Here is a 15,970-nt window from a genome sequence, read left to right on the forward strand (position 1 = left end):
GGGCGATCAGCGCCCCGCCGCCCCGCCTTCCACTTCAGTCGCGACCACATCGGTGACGTCGCTCGCGTCGTCACCCTCGGCGCCTGGCGCGGGTTCACTCTCCGCGCCGCTTTCCAACCGGTGCAGCCACGCGAGCATTTCCGCCACCGCCTGATAAAGCTGCGGCGGAATCCGCGAATCCAGGTCCACCTGCATCAGCAGCGAGACCATTTCCGGCGCTTCGTGAACGTACAGACCGGCCTCCTTCGCGCGCTGCACGATCATCTCGGCCAGCATGCCGTAGCCCTTGGCGATCACGCGCGGCGCGGGATCGCCGCCTTTGGCGTCGTAGACGAGCGCGGCCGCGCTGCGGCGGTGTCTGCGGCTCATCACATCTCCCAGTCGAAATCGTCGAGCGCGGCGCCGTTCGGCGCGCGGCGGCCCGCCGCTTTATCTGCTGCCGCCGAAGCCGACGCCGAGCGCGCATACGCCGACGCCGCCGCCTGCGCGGCCGCCGCGGCGCCTGGCGCGTTTGCGCCGGTGGAAGGCGCGCCGCCGCCAATCTCGCGAATCGTCAAGCCGTTCAATTCGATCCCCGCTGCCGCCAGCCGCTGACGGAAATTCTCACCCTGCATCGCCAGCCGCGCCGCGCCGACCGGGCTCGCCTGCACGCGCGCGACAAGGCGCGTGCCGGTCAACGTCAATTCTGCGTCGACGGTGCCGAGCGTGGGCAACGACAGCGTCAGACGGGTGTGCCACGGCTGGTCGTCCTCGCTCGCCGCGCCGCCGCCGCTGCGGTCCCATTCGTCGCCGTCCTGTTCGATGGTCCAGTCGAGCTTGGCGCCCGGCCACGCTTCACCGGTCCAGCGGAATTGCCCGGTCGCGAGCATATCCAGTTGCTGGCGCACCAACGGCACCGTCGCGGGATGCACCGCCGCCGCCATCGATTGCGAATTCTGCGACGCGCTGCCGTCGGCCGCCTGCGACGTGCCGCTATGCAGATTGGCATGCGTCGACTGCCCGTTCAGATCCGACAGCGAGCTAGCCAGCACCTCGCCGGCCACGAAGCGCGCGGTTTGCGCATTCGGAATGGGCTGCTGCGCACGGGCGGCGTTGGCGTCCTGCGCGCCGTTCGGCTGGCCGTTGTTCGGCGCGGCGCCCATGCCCTGGCGGGTCGACGCCGTCGACGCGCTCGCCTCGCTGCCATCGCTCGCCCAATCGAGCGGCAATTGCGCGGCGGCCACGAGCTTGTTTTGCGCCTCGTCGGCCAGGCTCGCGGGCGAACGCTGGCCCGCCAGCCATTGCGCGAGATGGGCTTCGTAGAAAAGACCGCTGTCGCCGACCGTCTGTTCGAGCGCGGCCGCGAGCGCCGCCACGGGCACCTGCGCCGCCGCCACATTGGCGGTGGCCGCGGTTCCAGCGGTATTCGGATTGGGATTGGCCGTGCCGGAAGCGGCCGGCGTGTCGAACAGCGGCAAAGCGCCGATTTCGACGTCGAGCGCCGGCGCGGCGGGCCAGATCGGCATCTGGCCAAGCACGGCGGGGGTGGCTTCGCCGCCGGAGCGCACGATCGCGCTCAAGGTCAACGCCACGGCGGACAGCGCGGTTTGCGCGGAAGGCTGCGGTGCGGGTGTCGCGACGGGAGCAGCGGTGGTCGGCGCGTCATCGACGCTTGCCGCACCGGTTTGCGACGCGGTCGCGCTGCCGGGGGCGATATTGAGCAGACTGTCGATCCGGTTCGCTAGCAGCGAAGCGACGGCCGTGTCGATTCCGTTCATGCCGATTCCTTGATCACAGTGGCGGCAACGCGCTCAAATACAGTCAGTCAGGCGAAGCCGTGGGGAATCCAGCACAGGCGCGGCACACGGACGGCAAGTCGGCACGCGGGCGTGCGAACTCAGCGCGCCCCGTACAGTTCCTTGAGCACGCGCGTCGGCCGGCCGGCGAATAACGCCGACAGATTGGCCATGCGCGGATTTGCCAGATCGCGGATCGCGGCGTCGTCGGCGAGAATTTGCCGGATCAGCGCGTATTTACGCAATCGCTCCGATTCATCGAGCCTGACGCCGGTCTCGGCGTCCTTCAACGCGTCCACCAGATGCCGGTATTCCTCCTGCAAGTGGACCAGATCGTTCCACAACGCGCGCCGGGCAGCCGTCAGCATGCGGCAGGAGATCGCTGCGATCGCCTCGTAGCGGGCGAAGTATTCTGCGTTCGATGTCATCTCATGCTTTCCGCGGCCGGCTGGACCGCCATCCGCGCGATTTCCGGGGCGATCCCGATCCATGCCTCTTCGAGTGTCGCCAGCAGGCCGTCGACCTCGACCAGCATCGCCTCGCTCTGTTTTACGTTGGCTTCGAGCAGCCGGCGCGACATGTAGCCATATAGCGCGTCCAACCGCTCTGCAATCTCGCCGCCCGCGTCAACGTTGAGCGATTGCTGCAGCCCGCTTTCGACGATCTGAATCGCCTTGCCGATCGCCTCTCCACGAGCCGGCACATTGCCCTGCTGCAAATGCATGCGCGCTTGCGCGATCGCCTGCCGGGCGCCCTGATACAACATTACGATCAGACGATGCGGACTCGCGCCCATCACCCCTGTCTCGACGCCCACGCGTGCGTACGCATTGGCTCCAGAGTGTCCTGGGGAAAACATCGGCGCTCCTCCTCTCTTGCACAGCGGTTGGTCATGACATCCCGTCCGGGCACGTTATCGCACCCGGATTTCTGCCTGTATCTGGTTATCGGATACGCAGCGGGAAAGCTTTAGGCCGGTGTAAGGAGGATTAAGGCGCCAGATGGCGCGGCCCGCCAGGGCCACACGGCAAACGGTGGTTCGGGCGGGCGGGTAAGCCTTGCCGCCCGAACGCCTTCATACCTGCATCTGCATGATGTCGTTGTAGGCGGACACCAGCTTGTTGCGCACCTGCAGGCCGAACTGGAAGCCGATATTGGCTTTCTGTCCGTCGACCATCACGTCGTTCAGCGAGACGTTCGACGCGCCGATTTCGAACGCCTGCGATTCGCCGGCGGCCTTCATCTGATCGCCGCTGATCTTGTCCAGCGAAGCTTTCAGCGCGGACGCGAAGCCGCCGGCCGAGGCCGCGCCGGATTGGTCGGCGACGGTGTTATTGCTGCCGGCCGCTTGCGCCGCCATCGACTGCATCTGTTGCAGCGCCGACGAAAGCGCGTTCACGGGCATAGTCATGTTCTCTCCAGGAATGACGACCGGCATGCCAGAACCGTACCGATCTGGGATGAAAGCATAGCAGCGGCGCATACGGGAAAGCCCCGAAACTAGGGGGGAAACCCCGCTCTATTCAAGCAATCGGGTTGAGCCGCGCTGCGGATAATTTCAATGGTGAAAGTCTCTGTCCGTACGCCCGCCGACCTCGGTGCGGTGAAGCGGCAGAACGCAAAGGCATCCCGGAGATACCCGACGCATGGATTCGTCAGCCAACTCTTTGATCAACCCCGACGCCCGCATGGGCCTCGCCGGTGCGCAGCCCGGCGCCGGCGCCCCCGGCGCCGGCCAGTCAGGCGGCGCCGCTGACCTCGGCGGCCTGGGGGGCAACCTCGGCGGCAATTTTGGTCAGCGCCTGTCGGGCCTCGCGCAAATGCGCGGCAACCCGCGCGCGCCGCTGATTTTCGCGGTCGCGCTGCTGATCGCCGTGATCGCGGGCCTGTTCCTGTGGTCGCGGGCGCCGGACTACAAGGTGCTCTACAGCAACCTGTCCGACCGCGACGGCGGGGCGATCATCACCGCGCTGCAGGCTGCCAACATTCCCTACAAGTTCTCCGACGCCGGTGGCGCGATTCTCGTGCCGTCCGAGCAGGTGCATGAAATGCGTCTGCGGCTCGCGTCGCAGGGTCTGCCCAAGAGCGGCTCGGTCGGCTTCGAACTGATGGACAACCAGAAGTTCGGCATCAGCCAGTTCGCCGAGCAGATCAACTATCAGCGCGCGCTGGAAGGCGAACTCGAACGCACGATCGAATCGATCTCGTCGGTGAAGTCGGCCCGCGTGCATCTGGCGATTCCGAAGCCTTCCGTGTTCGTGCGCGACAAGGAAGCGCCGTCGGCTTCCGTGCTCGTCAATCTGTATCCGGGCCGCGCGCTCGACGAAGGCCAGGTGCTGGCGATCACCCATATGGTGTCGTCGGCGGTACCGGATATGCCGGTCAAGGGCGTCACCATCCTCGACCAGGACGGCAACCTGCTGACGCAGCCGTCCGGCGGCAGCGGCCTGGACGCTTCGCAGCTCAAGTACCGCCAGCAGATCGAACGCAACACCCAGCAGCGCATCGACTCGATCCTGTCGCCGCTGTTCGGCGCCGGCAACGCGCATTCGCAGGTCAGCGCGGATATCGACTTCTCCCGTACCGAACAAACCTCGGAAAACTACGGCCCGAACGGCAACCCGCAGCAGGCGGCGATTCGCAGCCAGCAATCGAGCAGCGCGACCGAAATGTCGCAAGGCGGTGCGTCGGGCGTGCCGGGCGCGCTGTCGAACCAGCCGCCGCAGCCGGCCTCGGCGCCGATCAACGCGCCGAACGGCGCAAGCGGCGTGACCACCACGCCGGTCAGCGACCGCAAGGACTCGACCACCAACTACGAACTCGACAAGACGGTGCGTCACCTCGAACAGCCGATGGGCGGCATCAAGCGTCTGTCGGTGGCGGTGGTGGTCAACTATCTGCGCGTGGTCGACGCCAAGGGCCACGTGACGATGCAGCCGGTCACCGCCGACAAGCTCGCGCAGGTCAATCAACTGGTGAAGGACGCCATGGGCTTCGACGCGTCGCGCGGCGACTCGGTCAACGTGGTCAACAGTTCGTTCAGCACCGAAGTCGATCCGAATGCCGACCTGCCGTGGTGGCGCACGCCGGACATGATCGCGCTCGCCAAGCAGATCGCGACCTACCTCGGCATCGGCGCAGTCGCCCTGTTCCTGTACTTCGTGATGGTGAAGCCGGCCGTGCGCCGCGCGTTCCCGCCGCCGGAACCGGTCGCTGTCGCCGCGCTGAACTCGCCGGACGAGCCGATCCTGCTGGACGGCATCCCGGCCGCCGAGCGCGCGGGGGTGAGCACCGTCGCCGAACTGGAAGGCGACGCCGAGATGATGGCGCTCGAAAACGCCAAGCACAAATATGAGCGGAACCTGGAATTCGCCCGCAGCATCGCGCGTCAGGATCCGAAGATCGTTGCAACCGTCGTGAAAAATTGGGTGACTGATGAGCGCTGAAGGCGTAATGAAGAGCGCGCTCCTGCTGATGTCGATCGGCGAGGAAGAAGCCGCGCAGGTATTCAAGTTCCTCGGGCCGCGTGAAGTCCAGAAGATCGGCGTAGCGATGGCGGCACTGAAGAGCGTGACCCGTGAGCAGGTCGACGAAGTCCTGCAGGAGTTCGTGCGCGAGGCGGAACAGCACACCGGCATGTCGCTGGATTCGAACGAGTACATCCGTTCGGTGCTGACCAAGGCGCTCGGCGACGACAAGGCCGGCGCGATCATCGACCGGATTCTGCAAGGCAGCGATACCAGCGGTATCGAAGGCCTGAAGTGGATGGACTCGGCGGCCGTCGCGGAACTGATCAAGAACGAGCACCCGCAGATCATCGCGACGATCCTCGTTCACCTGGACCGCGATCAGGCGTCGGAAATCGTCGCCTGCTTCACGGAACGGCTGCGCAACGACGTGCTGTTGCGGATCGCGACGCTCGACGGCATCCAGCCGGCCGCGCTGCGCGAACTCGACGACGTGCTGACCGGCCTGCTGTCCGGCAGCGACAACCTCAAGCGCAGCCCGATGGGCGGGATCCGCACGGCGGCCGAAATTCTCAACTTCATGTCGAGCAACCATGAAGAAGGCGTCATCGAGAACGTGCGCCAGTACGACGCGGAACTTGCGCAGAAGATCATTGATCAGATGTTTGTGTTCGAGAACCTGCTCGATCTGGAAGACCGCGCGATCCAGTTGCTGCTGAAGGAAGTCGAGTCCGAAGCGTTGATCATCTCGCTGAAGGGCGCGCCGCCCGCGCTGCGCCAGAAGTTCCTGTCGAACATGTCGCAGCGTGCTGCCGAACTGCTCGCCGAAGACCTCGATGCGCGCGGCCCGGTCCGCGTCTCCGAAGTCGAGACGCAGCAACGCCGCATCCTGCAGATCGTGCGCAACCTGGCGGAAAGCGGCCAGATCGTTCTAGGCGGCAAGGCGGAAGATGCATATGTCTGATCAGAACTCCTCGGCGAAGGAACGGCTCTCGGCCTACCAGCGCTGGGAGATGGCTTCGTTCGATCCGGTGCCGCCGGCGCCGCCCGAACCCGAGGTCGACGACGGCGCGTTCGAAGCCGAACTCGAACGCCTGCGCGATTCCGCGCATGCACAGGGCATCGCTTCGGGCCATGTGGCCGGTCAGGCGCTCGGTTATCAGGCGGGTTACGACCAGGGTCATGCTCAAGGTTTCGAGCAAGGCCAGAGCGAAGCACGCGAAGAAGCGGCGCGGCTCGCCGCGCTGGCCGAGACCTTCAAGGTCGCGCTAGAAGGTGCTCAGGGCGCGATTTCCGAAACGCTGGTCGCGCTGGCGCTGGACATTGCGCAACAGGTGGTGCGCCAGCACGTGCAGCACGATCCGACCGCACTGATCGCCGCCGCGCGTGAAGTGCTGGCCGCGGAACCCACGCTGATCGGCGCGCCGGCCTTGATCGTGAGTCCCGCCGATCTGCCCGTCGTCGAAGCCTATCTGATGGAAGAACTGCAAACGCGCGGCTGGACCGTGCGGACCGATCCGGCGGTGGAACGCGGCGGCTGCCGCGCGCAAGCCGCGACCGGCGAAGTGGATGCCGGTATCGACACGCGCTGGGAGCGCGTCGCCGCTGCGCTCGGCAAGGTGAGTACGTGGTGAAGCCGACGCTCGAAGATATCCGCGCCAGCGACCTGACGCCGCTCGAGCGCGAACTCGCGCTCGCGTCGTTCGGCGCCGAGGCGCTGACGGATGAGCCGGCAAAGGGCGCGGCGGATGCGGCCCAGGCCGCTTCGGCGCAGCGCGATCCAAGTCTGGCGCATCCGGCGACCGGCGCGGCGGCCAGCCGCGAATCGGCGGCCGCGAAACTTGCCGGCACGGCCGCTGCCGCTCAAGTCCACGCCCCATACGATCCCGCGCTCGACAGCAATCCGCACATGCAAGCCTGGCGCGGCCGGCTCGACGCGCTGCGCGCGCGCAGCGCGATTGCCAAGCCGATGCGCGCCTGCGGAAAGTTGACGCGCGCCGCGGGGCTGGTGCTGGAAGCCGTGGGCTTGCGCCTGTCGGTGGGCGCCGAAGTGATGATCGAACTGCCGCTCGGCAGTTCGCGGCCGATGGCCGAAGCCGAAGTGGTCGGCTTTGCCGGCGACAAACTGTTTCTGATGCCGACCACCGAAGTGATCGGCCTGCTCCCCGGCGCGCGCGTCTATCCGCTCGAAAGCGCGCCGATCGCCGATCCGATGGCGGGCGCGAAACGCCTGCCGGTCGGCTGGGAATTGCTCGGCCGCGTGCTGGACGCGTCCGGCCGTCCGCTCGACGGGCTCGGCCCGCTCGGCGCGCACGCCGACGCGCCGCTGTCCGCGCCCGTGATCAACCCGCTGCACCGCGAGCCGATTCACAAGGTGCTCGACGTCGGCGTGCGCGCGATCAACGCGCTGCTGACCGTAGGCCGTGGCCAACGCATGGGTTTGTTCGCCGGCTCGGGCGTCGGTAAATCGGTGCTGCTCGGCACGATGGCGCGCTACACCAGCGCCGAAGTGATCGTGATCGGCCTGATCGGCGAACGCGGCCGCGAAGTGAAGGAATTCATCGAACAGATTCTCGGCGAGGAAGGTCTGGCGCGCTCGGTGGTGATCGCCGCCCCGGCCGACGTCTCGCCGTTGCTGCGGATGCAGGCTGCCTCGTATTCGACGTCGCTCGCCGAGTATTTCCGCGATCAGGGCAAACACGTTTTGCTGCTGATGGACTCGCTGACCCGCTACGCGATGGCGCAGCGCGAGATCGCGCTGGCCGTGGGCGAACCGCCCGCCACCAAGGGCTATCCGCCTTCGGTGTTCGCCAAGCTGCCGGCGCTCGTCGAACGAACCGGCAACGGTCCGGCGGGCGGCGGTTCGATCACCGCGTTCTATACCGTGCTGACCGAAGGCGACGACCAGCAGGACCCGATTGCCGACTCCGCGCGGGCGATTCTGGACGGCCACATCGTGCTGTCGCGCTCGCTGGCCGAGGCTGGACACTATCCGGCGATCGACATTGAAGCGTCGATTAGCCGGGCAATGACCGCGCTGATCGACGATAACCATCTCGAAAAGACGCGTATGTTCAAGCAGATGCTGTCGCGCTATCAGCGCAACCGCGATCTGATTAACGTCGGCGCCTACTCGAGTGGGCGCGACGCGCTGCTCGACCGGGCGATTGCGCTGTATCCGCGGATGGAAGCATTTTTGCAGCAAGGTTATCGCGAGTGCGCGAACTTTGAACCGAGTCTCGAGATGCTGGACGCGCTGTTTGCCCAAGGAGGCTGACGATGGCGAAACACTTTCCGATCAAGACCCTTATCGGCCTGGCTCAGGACGATGTCGACGCCGCCGCGCAACGTCTGGGCCGCGCGCAACGCGAGCGCAACGACGTAGAGGCACAGCTCGACGCACTCGTGCAGTACCGCGACGAATATCACGCGCGCTTCACGGCGACGGCCCAAACTGGCATGCCGGCCGGCAACATGCGTAATTTCCAGGCTTTCATCGACACGCTCGACGCCGCCATCGACCAGCAGCGCAACCTGCTGGTGACGGCCAATGCGCGGGTCGAGGCCGCCAAGCCCGACTGGCAACGCCAGAAGCAGAAGCTCGGCTCGTACGAAGTGCTGCAGGCACGCGGCGAAGCGGCTGAAGCGAAGACCATGGCGCGGCGCGACCAGCGCGACGCCGACGAACATGCCGCCCGAATTCTGAGGATGCGTGCCGAAGGCGCATGACGCGCCCCGGTACGACAACCACCTCGACTGACTGAACACCCCGTTTGACGGATTGACAGGATTCCCTATGTCGCCACTTTCACAGATCGGCTCACTGCTCGGCACCGCCAGCAGCTCGTCCACGAACGCGGCGATCGCCGCTGCGGCGAACGTCCAGCCGTTCTCGCAAACGCTGCAACAGAGCATCGACCAGCAGAGCAGCGCGGCTGCGCAGAGCGCCAAACAGCAGGCCGCGGCGCAACAGGCTGCCCAGCAAGCCGCCCAGCAGCAACAGGCCGCTCAGCAGCAGGCTGCGCAACAACAGGCCGCGCAGGCCGCCAGACAGCAACAGGTTGCGCCGACGCCGGCGACGCCGCCCGCGTCTTCGTCGGCTTCGTCCGCGTCGACGTCGAGCGTGCATGACGCTCCGCCGCCGGCCGATCCGTCCACCAAGAGCGCGAGCGACGCGAACAGCAGCGGCAGCAATTCGACCGGGACGACGTCGTCGGCTTCGTCGTCGGGCAATGCGCAGCAGGCGTCGACTGGCAATACGACAGGCACGCCGGCCAAGTCCGGCAACGCGGCGAACCAGGCTAATGCCGGCACGGCGGCCGCCGCCGCAGCGGCTCAAGCCCAGGCTCAAGCGCAGGCCAATGCGAACGCCGCGGCCACACCGACCGTTCCGGATCCGACGACGGCCGCGGCCGCTCTGCCGGACACCCTGGCGGGCACGGTCACTGACGGCACGACGAGTGGTACGCCCGGCAAGAAAACGAGCGCAACGGATTCGAAGGCGACCGACGACGCCTTGCAGGCGGCATTGGCCGCACTGGCGAGCGGCCAGGGCGTGGTGCCGCAACAGGCGCTGGCCAGCGGCGCGGCGGCGGGTGCCGCGACGATGGGCACGGCCGGCGCGAATGGCGGCCTGAACGGCACGTCGGACGGCAAGACGTCGGCGGCGGGATTGTTTGGCGACAGCAAGGGGGCGAGCGCGTCGAAAACCGCCCTGACGGCGGCGACGACCGCGGACCCTTCCGCGGCGGCCAAGGCGGCGGCGGACACGTTGGGCGCGACTGCAGCGGGCGCCGGCGCTCAGACCGACGATGTGGCCTCGTTCAAGAATGCGGCTGACGCGGCGACGGCGGCGCTGGCTGCGACGCAGGCGGCGGGTGCGGCGAGCGTGACGACGGCGGTGCAGAGCACGGCGAATGCGGGGGCGGCGCAGGTGGCGAATGCGTTGGCGCCGCAGGTGGGCACGACGGATTGGGAAGACGCGTTGAGTCAGAAGGTGGTGTTTCTGTCGAATGCGCACACGCAGAGTGCTGAGTTGACGTTGAATCCGAAGGATCTGGGTCCGTTACAGGTGGTTTTGCAGGTTGCCGATAACCATGCGCATGCGTTGTTTGTTTCGCAGCATCAGTCGGTGCGGGAGGCGGTTGAGGCCGCGCTGCCGAAGTTGCGGGAGGCGATGGAACAGAATGGGATTGGGCTTGGCAGCGCTAGCGTGAGTGATGGGTTTGCTCGGCAGAGCGGGCAACAGTCTGGGCCGTCCGGCGGTGGGGGGGGTGGGCGCTCTTCGGCGTCTTTTGCCTCCGGCAGTGGGGATGATTCTGCTTCTAGCGTCGTTTCTGTTCCCGTTAAACGGACTGTTGGGCTTGTTGATACTTTTGCCTAGGCGGCTGCTTTTTGGGCCTGCTGGCCTTGCTGGGCTGTTGGCCTTTCCTTGATTTCACGGTGGTCTATTGGCGTTCCCCCTGTGCGGGGGGCACCTACTTTTCTTTGCCTGCCGCAAAGAAAAGTAGGCAAAAGAAAGCGGCTCAAACCGCTAATTCTTAAGCGGGTCCCCCGCGCAGTCACAGTAGTGGCTCATCTGGAATCCGTGCCCTCGCGCACTCCGCGTCCGTGACACAGCATTCATTCATCCCGCCTCACGCTTCGCGCTCACCGGATCGGTTCGGCCGGTAGTTTTGGTTTCCCCGTGGGAGCCATCGGCTTCGCCTCGGCGAGGTGCCCCAAAAACCAGCGGTGAATACCGCTCGGGGTTTGGAAAGTGCCCGGGGGCGCGCGTAGCGCTGCCGGATGGATGACTGCTTTGTCACGGAAGTTGAATGTGCGGGGCACGGATTCCAGATGGGCCAATAGCGTGGCTGTGCGGGGGACCCGCTTAAGAGTTAGCGGTGTGAGCCGCTTTCTTTTGCCTACTTTTCTTTGCGGCAGGCAAAGAAAAGTAGGTGCTCCCCCGCACAGGGGGAACGCTAATAGACCACCGTGAAAGCAAGGAAAGGCCAACAACCCAGGCGCAAACCCCAAAAGCCCCCCGCCAAGGCCAACTCTAAAAACAAGAGATAGCCCTCAATAACCCTTCTTTTCGACCCATCGCGCACCGCCCAAATCAACAACAATCACCATCACCAGCACTAAAGGCAAGCAAAGCAAACCTCATGGCAACCACAACCGCAAACCAGCAAGCCGTGCCCGCTTCCCCGGGCCCCTTGAAGCGCATCATCCTGATCGCCGTCATCGCGATCATCGCCGCTGGCGCCGCCGGCGCGGGTGTGTGGTTCTTCATGTCGAAACGCGCGCCCGTCGCCGCATCGACTGAAGCCGCCGCGCCGACGCCGCCCGCCGTGCCGCTGTTCTTCCCGCTCGAATCAATGACCGTCAACCTGCAATCGGACGACGGCCAGCAACACTTCCTGCGCATCGGCCTGACGCTCAAGCTCGGCGACGCCCGCACGCAGCAGGAACTCACCGACCATATGCCGGAAGTGCGCAGCCACATCCTGCTGGCACTGTCGAATAAACACCCGGACGATCTGGCACCGCTCGACGGCAAGCGCGCACTCGCCACCGAACTCAAGACGCTGATCGAACAGCCGACCGATAAGGGCGCAGCGCCGATCCGCGTCGACGACGTGCTGTTCACCGAATTCGTCGTGCAGTGACGTCCCCCGCGACGTTGCATAGCGCTGCCACCATCAACCGCCACGGTACGCACGAGGAATAAGGAATGGGCCACGAAGAGTTCATGTCCCAGGAGGAGGTCGATGCCCTCCTCAAGGGCGTAACCGGCGAAACAGATTCAGAAGCCGATACCAGCGAACGTGTGGGCGTACGCCCGTACAACATCGCGACGCAGGAACGCATCGTCCGCGGCCGGATGCCCGGCCTCGAAATCATCAACGACCGCTTCGCGCGTCTGTTGCGCGTCGGTATCTTCAACTTCATGCGGCGCTCGGCGGAAATCTCCGTCGGTCCGGTGAAGGTGCAGAAGTACAGCGAATTCACCCGCAACCTGCCGATCCCGACCAACCTGAACCTGGTCCACGTGAAGCCGTTGCGCGGCACCTCGCTGTTCGTGTTCGACCCGAACCTGGTGTTCTTCGTGGTCGACAACCTGTTCGGCGGCGACGGGCGTTTTCATACCCGCGTCGAAGGCCGCGATTTCACGCAGACCGAACAGCGCATCATCAACAAGTTGCTGAACCTGGTGTTCGACAACTACACGGCGTCGTGGAAAAGCGTGCGCCCGCTGCAGTTCGAATACGTGCGCTCGGAAATGCACACGCAGTTCGCCAACGTGGCGACGCCGAACGAAATCGTCATCGTCACGCAGTTCTCGATCGAGTTCGGCACGACCGGCGGCACGCTGCACATCTGCATGCCGTATTCGATGATCGAACCGATTCGCGACGTTCTGGTGTCGCCGATTCAGGGCGAAGCGCTCGAAGTCGATCGCCGCTGGGTGCGCGTGCTGTCGCAGCAGGTGCAGGCCGCGGAAGTGGAACTGACCGCCGACCTCGCGCAGGTGCCGATCACGTTCGAAAAGATTCTGAACATGCGCAAAGGCGATGTTCTGCCGATCAACATTGCCGAACACATCACCGCGAAAGTGGATGGCGTGCCGGTGATGGAATGCGGCTACGGTATTTTCAATGGTCAGTACGCGTTGCGGGTCCAGAAAATGATCAGCGCAGCCGACACGATGAAGGAAGGTGGATATGAGTGATCTGAACGCAAAGCCTGAGACCGAACTGGCCGGCACTGCGCCCCAAATGGCGGCTGACGAGGTCTCGGCCGAAGACGATACGGCAATGGCGGACTGGGCCAGCGCGCTGGCCGAGCAGAACGACAACGAAGAAGCCAGCCCGACCACGGCGGGCGTGTTCCAGCCGCTGTCGAAAGTCGAACCGACCACGACGCGCAACGACATCGACATGATCCTGGACATTCCTGTCCAGATGACCGTTGAACTCGGCCGCACCAAGATCGCGATCCGCAACCTGCTGCAGCTGGCGCAGGGTTCGGTGGTGGAACTGGACGGCATGGCCGGCGAACCGATGGACGTGCTGGTCAACGGCTGTCTGATCGCGCAGGGTGAAGTGGTCGTGGTGAACGACAAGTTCGGTATCCGTCTGACCGACATCATCACGCCGTCCGAACGTATCCGGAAGTTGAATCGATGAAACGCTTTGCCGGTCGCGCTTCGGCCTCGATCGCCCTGCTGGCCATGCCGTTCGCGGCGTTCGCGGCCGACATGAACGCGGTCAACAACGCCGCGAAAATCGCTTCCGGTGTCGGCGCCGGCACCGCCGTTCCGGCACTCGGCGTCGGCGCGGTATTGCAAACCATCTTCGCGTTGCTGGTCGTGATCGGCCTGGTGTTCGCGTGCGGCTGGCTCGCGCGCCGTTTCGGCCTGCAGCCGGCCAGTCGCGGCGGCCTCGTGAAAACGGTCGGCGGCGCCTCGCTCGGCGGCAAGGAACGCGTCGCGGTCGTCGAGATCGGCGATACGTGGCTCGTGCTCGGCACGGCGCCCGGCAATGTACGACTCCTTCATACGATGCCGGCGGGTTCCACCGCGCTCGATCCCGCCGGCGCCACGTCGCCGGCCGCGCCCGGCACCAGCGCCGCGTTGCCCGGCAGCTTCGGCCAACGCTTTCGCGATGCGTTAAAAGGCGAAGTGGGCAAACGTTTCAACGGGCAAGGCAACGAGGTTCGTTAATGCAGTTCAGTCTTTCTTCGGCGCGTCACGCGCAATCCGCTCGCATGCACAGCACCGCTTCGACAGCTATGGCCACGCTCGGTCGCGTCGCGCGCCGTATCGCGCCGCTCTTACTGCCAGCACTGCCCGCGCTGATGCTCGCGCTGCCGACGCTGTCGTTCGCGCAAGCCGCCGGTTTGCCGGCCTTCAACACGAGCCCCGGTCCGAACGGCGGTACGACCTATTCGCTGAGCGTGCAGACAATGCTGCTGCTCACGATGCTGTCGTTCCTGCCGGCGATGGTGCTGATGATGACGAGCTTTACGCGCATCATCATCGTGTTGTCGCTGCTGCGCCAGGCGCTCGGCACGGCCACCACGCCGCCGAATCAGGTGCTGGTCGGTCTGGCGCTGTTCCTCACGCTGTTCGTCATGTCGCCGGTTCTCGACAAGGCCTACAACGACGGCTACAAGCCCTTTTCCGACGGCACGATTCCGATGGAAACGGCGGTCAATCGCGGTCTCGCGCCGTTCAAGACCTTCATGCTGCGGCAGACCCGCGAAACCGATCTGGCCTTGTTCGCCCGCATCTCGCACGCCGCGCCGATGCAAGGTCCGGAAGACGTGCCGCTGTCGCTGCTGGTGCCCTCGTTCGTCACCAGCGAACTGAAGACGGGTTTCCAGATCGGCTTCACGATCTTCATTCCGTTCCTCATCATCGACATGGTGGTAGCGAGCGTGCTGATGTCGATGGGGATGATGATGGTGTCGCCCGCCACGATCTCGCTGCCGTTCAAGCTGATGCTGTTCGTGCTGGTCGACGGCTGGCAGTTGCTGCTCGGCTCGCTCGCGCAGAGCTTCGTTTAAGCGCGCTATTTAATCGGGGCTGACGCCCTTCACGCTTTCCGGTTCCCTCGCCATGAATCAAGAATCCGTCATGACGCTCGCGCACCAGGCCATGTATGTCGGCCTGCTGCTCGCCGCGCCGCTGCTGCTGGTCGCGCTGGTGGTCGGTCTGGTGGTGAGCCTGTTCCAGGCCGCCACGCAGATCAACGAAACGACCTTGTCGTTCATTCCGAAGCTGCTCGCGATTGCCGTGACCATGGTGATTGCCGGCCCGTGGATGCTGACCACCATGCTCGACTATCTGCGCCAGACGCTCACCAACATTCCGACGCTCGTCAACTGAGCGCGGCGCCGGTCCTCGCTCACCCTTCCCCGCTGTCATGTTCTCCGTCACCTACGCGCAACTGAACGGCTGGCTCACGGCCTTCCTGTGGCCGTTCGTGCGGATTCTCGCGCTGGTCGCCACCGCGCCGGTGCTCGGCAACAAAGCCTTGCCGATGCGCGTAAAGATCGGCCTCGCGGCCTTCATTACGATCATCGTCGCGCCCACGCTCGGCGCGATGCCGCAATTCACGGTGTTTTCCGGCGCGGGCGTGTGGATCATCATCAATCAGTTTCTGATCGGCATCGCGCTCGGCGTGACCATGCAGATCGTGTTCCAGGCCATTAGCGCGACCGGCGACTTCGTCGGCCTCGGCATGGGCCTCGGCTTCGCGACCTTCTTCGACGCGCAGGCGAGTAGTTCGAGCCAGGTGCTGTCGAGCTACATGAACACCATCGCGATGCTCGTGTTTCTGGTGATCGACGGTCATCTGCAAATGATCAGCGCGCTGCTCGCAACCTTCCAGTCGGTGCCGGTGTCGGCGAATCTGCTCGGTGCGCCCGGCTGGCACACGCTGGCGATGTTCGGCAACACGGTGTTTTCGGCGGGTCTGCTGCTGTCGCTGCCGGTGGTCGTCGCGCTGCTCATCACCAACCTCGCGCTCGGCATCCTGAACCGCGCGGCGCCTCAAATCGGCGTGTTCCAGATCGGTTTCCCGCTGACCATGCTGATCGGCATGCTGCTCCTGCAACTGATGATCCCGAACATGATTCCGTTCTTCATGCGGCTGTTCGACATCGGGATCGATCAGATGGGACGCGTGGCGGCCGGGTTTCGATAGATAGCAAGACCTGACCGCAACGAAAAGAAAC

18 protein-coding genes are annotated in these 15,970 nt (G+C 65.1%); 13 read left to right on the forward strand and 5 right to left on the reverse strand.

Annotated features, from left to right (window positions below):
- Positions 1-6: 6 nt before the first annotated feature.
- The 5 genes from HWY05_RS15790 to fliE form a co-directional block, all read right to left on the reverse strand.
- Positions 7-369, reverse strand: coding sequence for an EscU/YscU/HrcU family type III secretion system export apparatus switch protein (locus HWY05_RS15790; protein WP_035554541.1), 363 nt, complete (start codon positions 367-369; stop codon positions 7-9).
- Positions 369-1,757, reverse strand: coding sequence for a flagellar hook-length control protein FliK (locus tag HWY05_RS15795; RefSeq protein ID WP_176058906.1), 1,389 nt, complete (start codon positions 1,755-1,757; stop codon positions 369-371). Before HWY05_RS15795 ends, HWY05_RS15790 begins: the two co-directional genes overlap by 1 nt.
- A gap of 119 nt (positions 1,758-1,876) precedes the next feature.
- Complete coding sequence (locus HWY05_RS15800; RefSeq protein ID WP_035554537.1) at positions 1,877-2,203, reverse strand: flagellar protein FliT; 327 nt, start codon at positions 2,201-2,203, stop codon at positions 1,877-1,879.
- Positions 2,200-2,634 carry a flagellar export chaperone FliS gene (fliS, locus tag HWY05_RS15805; RefSeq protein WP_035554535.1) on the reverse strand — a complete coding sequence of 145 codons (435 nt, stop codon included), beginning with the start codon at positions 2,632-2,634 and terminating at the stop codon, positions 2,200-2,202. Before fliS ends, HWY05_RS15800 begins: the two co-directional genes overlap by 4 nt.
- A gap of 216 nt (positions 2,635-2,850) precedes the next feature.
- Positions 2,851-3,186: a flagellar hook-basal body complex protein FliE gene (fliE, locus tag HWY05_RS15810; RefSeq protein ID WP_035554533.1), complete on the reverse strand. Its 336-nt coding sequence runs from the start codon at positions 3,184-3,186 to the stop codon at positions 2,851-2,853.
- Positions 3,187-3,421: 235 nt separating this feature from the next.
- On the opposite strand from fliE, the gene fliF reads away from it, so the two are divergent.
- The 13 genes from fliF to fliR all read left to right on the forward strand — a co-directional run bounded on the left by fliF (position 3,422) and on the right by fliR (position 15,939).
- Complete coding sequence (gene fliF / locus HWY05_RS15815; protein WP_035554531.1) at positions 3,422-5,221, forward strand: flagellar basal-body MS-ring/collar protein FliF; 1,800 nt, start codon at positions 3,422-3,424, stop codon at positions 5,219-5,221.
- On the forward strand, positions 5,211-6,206 hold the full coding sequence (gene fliG / locus HWY05_RS15820) for a flagellar motor switch protein FliG (RefSeq protein WP_035554529.1): 996 nt from the start codon (positions 5,211-5,213) through the stop codon (positions 6,204-6,206). Before fliF ends, fliG begins: the two co-directional genes overlap by 11 nt.
- Positions 6,193-6,876: a flagellar assembly protein FliH gene (gene fliH, locus HWY05_RS15825; protein ID WP_176058907.1), complete on the forward strand. Its 684-nt coding sequence runs from the start codon at positions 6,193-6,195 to the stop codon at positions 6,874-6,876. The genes fliG and fliH overlap by 14 nt, the downstream gene beginning before the upstream one ends.
- Positions 6,870-8,519 carry a flagellar protein export ATPase FliI gene (gene fliI / locus HWY05_RS15830; RefSeq protein WP_035554524.1) on the forward strand — a complete coding sequence of 550 codons (1,650 nt, stop codon included), beginning with the start codon at positions 6,870-6,872 and terminating at the stop codon, positions 8,517-8,519. Before fliH ends, fliI begins: the two co-directional genes overlap by 7 nt.
- A 2-nt stretch (positions 8,520-8,521) precedes the next feature.
- A complete protein-coding gene (fliJ, locus tag HWY05_RS15835) occupies positions 8,522-8,971 on the forward strand; it encodes a flagellar export protein FliJ (protein ID WP_035554522.1) in 450 nt (149 codons plus the stop codon).
- 67 nt (positions 8,972-9,038) lie between these two features.
- The gene (locus HWY05_RS15840) at positions 9,039-10,625 is read left to right on the forward strand and encodes a flagellar hook-length control protein FliK (RefSeq protein ID WP_176058908.1); all 1,587 of its coding nucleotides are present in this window, start codon (positions 9,039-9,041) and stop codon (positions 10,623-10,625) included.
- A gap of 766 nt (positions 10,626-11,391) precedes the next feature.
- A complete protein-coding gene (gene fliL / locus HWY05_RS15845; protein WP_035554516.1) occupies positions 11,392-11,895 on the forward strand; it encodes a flagellar basal body-associated protein FliL in 504 nt (167 codons plus the stop codon).
- A gap of 65 nt (positions 11,896-11,960) precedes the next feature.
- Positions 11,961-12,959, forward strand: a complete 999-nt coding sequence (gene fliM / locus HWY05_RS15850; protein ID WP_035554514.1) for a flagellar motor switch protein FliM — start codon at positions 11,961-11,963, stop codon at positions 12,957-12,959.
- Positions 12,952-13,416 carry a flagellar motor switch protein FliN gene (fliN, locus tag HWY05_RS15855; protein ID WP_035554512.1) on the forward strand — a complete coding sequence of 155 codons (465 nt, stop codon included), beginning with the start codon at positions 12,952-12,954 and terminating at the stop codon, positions 13,414-13,416. The genes fliM and fliN overlap by 8 nt, the downstream gene beginning before the upstream one ends.
- Positions 13,413-13,952: a flagellar biosynthetic protein FliO gene (gene fliO, locus HWY05_RS15860; RefSeq protein ID WP_176058909.1), complete on the forward strand. Its 540-nt coding sequence runs from the start codon at positions 13,413-13,415 to the stop codon at positions 13,950-13,952. Before fliN ends, fliO begins: the two co-directional genes overlap by 4 nt.
- On the forward strand, positions 13,952-14,797 hold the full coding sequence (gene fliP, locus HWY05_RS15865) for a flagellar type III secretion system pore protein FliP (protein WP_176058910.1): 846 nt from the start codon (positions 13,952-13,954) through the stop codon (positions 14,795-14,797). Before fliO ends, fliP begins: the two co-directional genes overlap by 1 nt.
- A 52-nt stretch (positions 14,798-14,849) precedes the next feature.
- Positions 14,850-15,119, forward strand: coding sequence for a flagellar biosynthesis protein FliQ (fliQ, locus tag HWY05_RS15870; protein WP_035554507.1), 270 nt, complete (start codon positions 14,850-14,852; stop codon positions 15,117-15,119).
- Positions 15,120-15,156: 37 nt separating this feature from the next.
- Entirely contained in the window at positions 15,157-15,939 is a 783-nt protein-coding gene (gene fliR / locus HWY05_RS15875) for a flagellar biosynthetic protein FliR (RefSeq protein WP_035554506.1), read from the forward strand.
- Positions 15,940-15,970: the final 31 nt, after the last annotated feature.

Source organism: Paraburkholderia sp. BCC1876 (assembly GCF_902833695.1).
Lineage (GTDB): Bacteria > Pseudomonadota > Gammaproteobacteria > Burkholderiales > Burkholderiaceae > Paraburkholderia.

Coding starts and splice junctions, on each gene's coding strand:
- HWY05_RS15790 (WP_035554541.1), bottom strand. CDS start 369: ATGAGCCGCAGACACCGCCGCAGCGCGGCCGCGCTCGTCTACGACGCC.
- HWY05_RS15795 (WP_176058906.1), bottom strand. CDS start 1,757: ATGAACGGAATCGACACGGCCGTCGCTTCGCTGCTAGCGAACCGGATC.
- HWY05_RS15800 (WP_035554537.1), bottom strand. CDS start 2,203: ATGACATCGAACGCAGAATACTTCGCCCGCTACGAGGCGATCGCAGCG.
- fliS (WP_035554535.1), bottom strand. CDS start 2,634: ATGTTTTCCCCAGGACACTCTGGAGCCAATGCGTACGCACGCGTGGGC.
- fliE (WP_035554533.1), bottom strand. CDS start 3,186: ATGACTATGCCCGTGAACGCGCTTTCGTCGGCGCTGCAACAGATGCAG.
- fliF (WP_035554531.1), top strand. CDS start 3,422: ATGGATTCGTCAGCCAACTCTTTGATCAACCCCGACGCCCGCATGGGC.
- fliG (WP_035554529.1), top strand. CDS start 5,211: ATGAGCGCTGAAGGCGTAATGAAGAGCGCGCTCCTGCTGATGTCGATC.
- fliH (WP_176058907.1), top strand. CDS start 6,193: ATGCATATGTCTGATCAGAACTCCTCGGCGAAGGAACGGCTCTCGGCC.
- fliJ (WP_035554522.1), top strand. CDS start 8,522: ATGGCGAAACACTTTCCGATCAAGACCCTTATCGGCCTGGCTCAGGAC.
- HWY05_RS15840 (WP_176058908.1), top strand. CDS start 9,039: ATGTCGCCACTTTCACAGATCGGCTCACTGCTCGGCACCGCCAGCAGC.
- fliL (WP_035554516.1), top strand. CDS start 11,392: ATGGCAACCACAACCGCAAACCAGCAAGCCGTGCCCGCTTCCCCGGGC.
- fliM (WP_035554514.1), top strand. CDS start 11,961: ATGGGCCACGAAGAGTTCATGTCCCAGGAGGAGGTCGATGCCCTCCTC.
- fliN (WP_035554512.1), top strand. CDS start 12,952: ATGAGTGATCTGAACGCAAAGCCTGAGACCGAACTGGCCGGCACTGCG.
- fliO (WP_176058909.1), top strand. CDS start 13,413: ATGAAACGCTTTGCCGGTCGCGCTTCGGCCTCGATCGCCCTGCTGGCC.
- fliP (WP_176058910.1), top strand. CDS start 13,952: ATGCAGTTCAGTCTTTCTTCGGCGCGTCACGCGCAATCCGCTCGCATG.
- fliQ (WP_035554507.1), top strand. CDS start 14,850: ATGAATCAAGAATCCGTCATGACGCTCGCGCACCAGGCCATGTATGTC.
- fliR (WP_035554506.1), top strand. CDS start 15,157: ATGTTCTCCGTCACCTACGCGCAACTGAACGGCTGGCTCACGGCCTTC.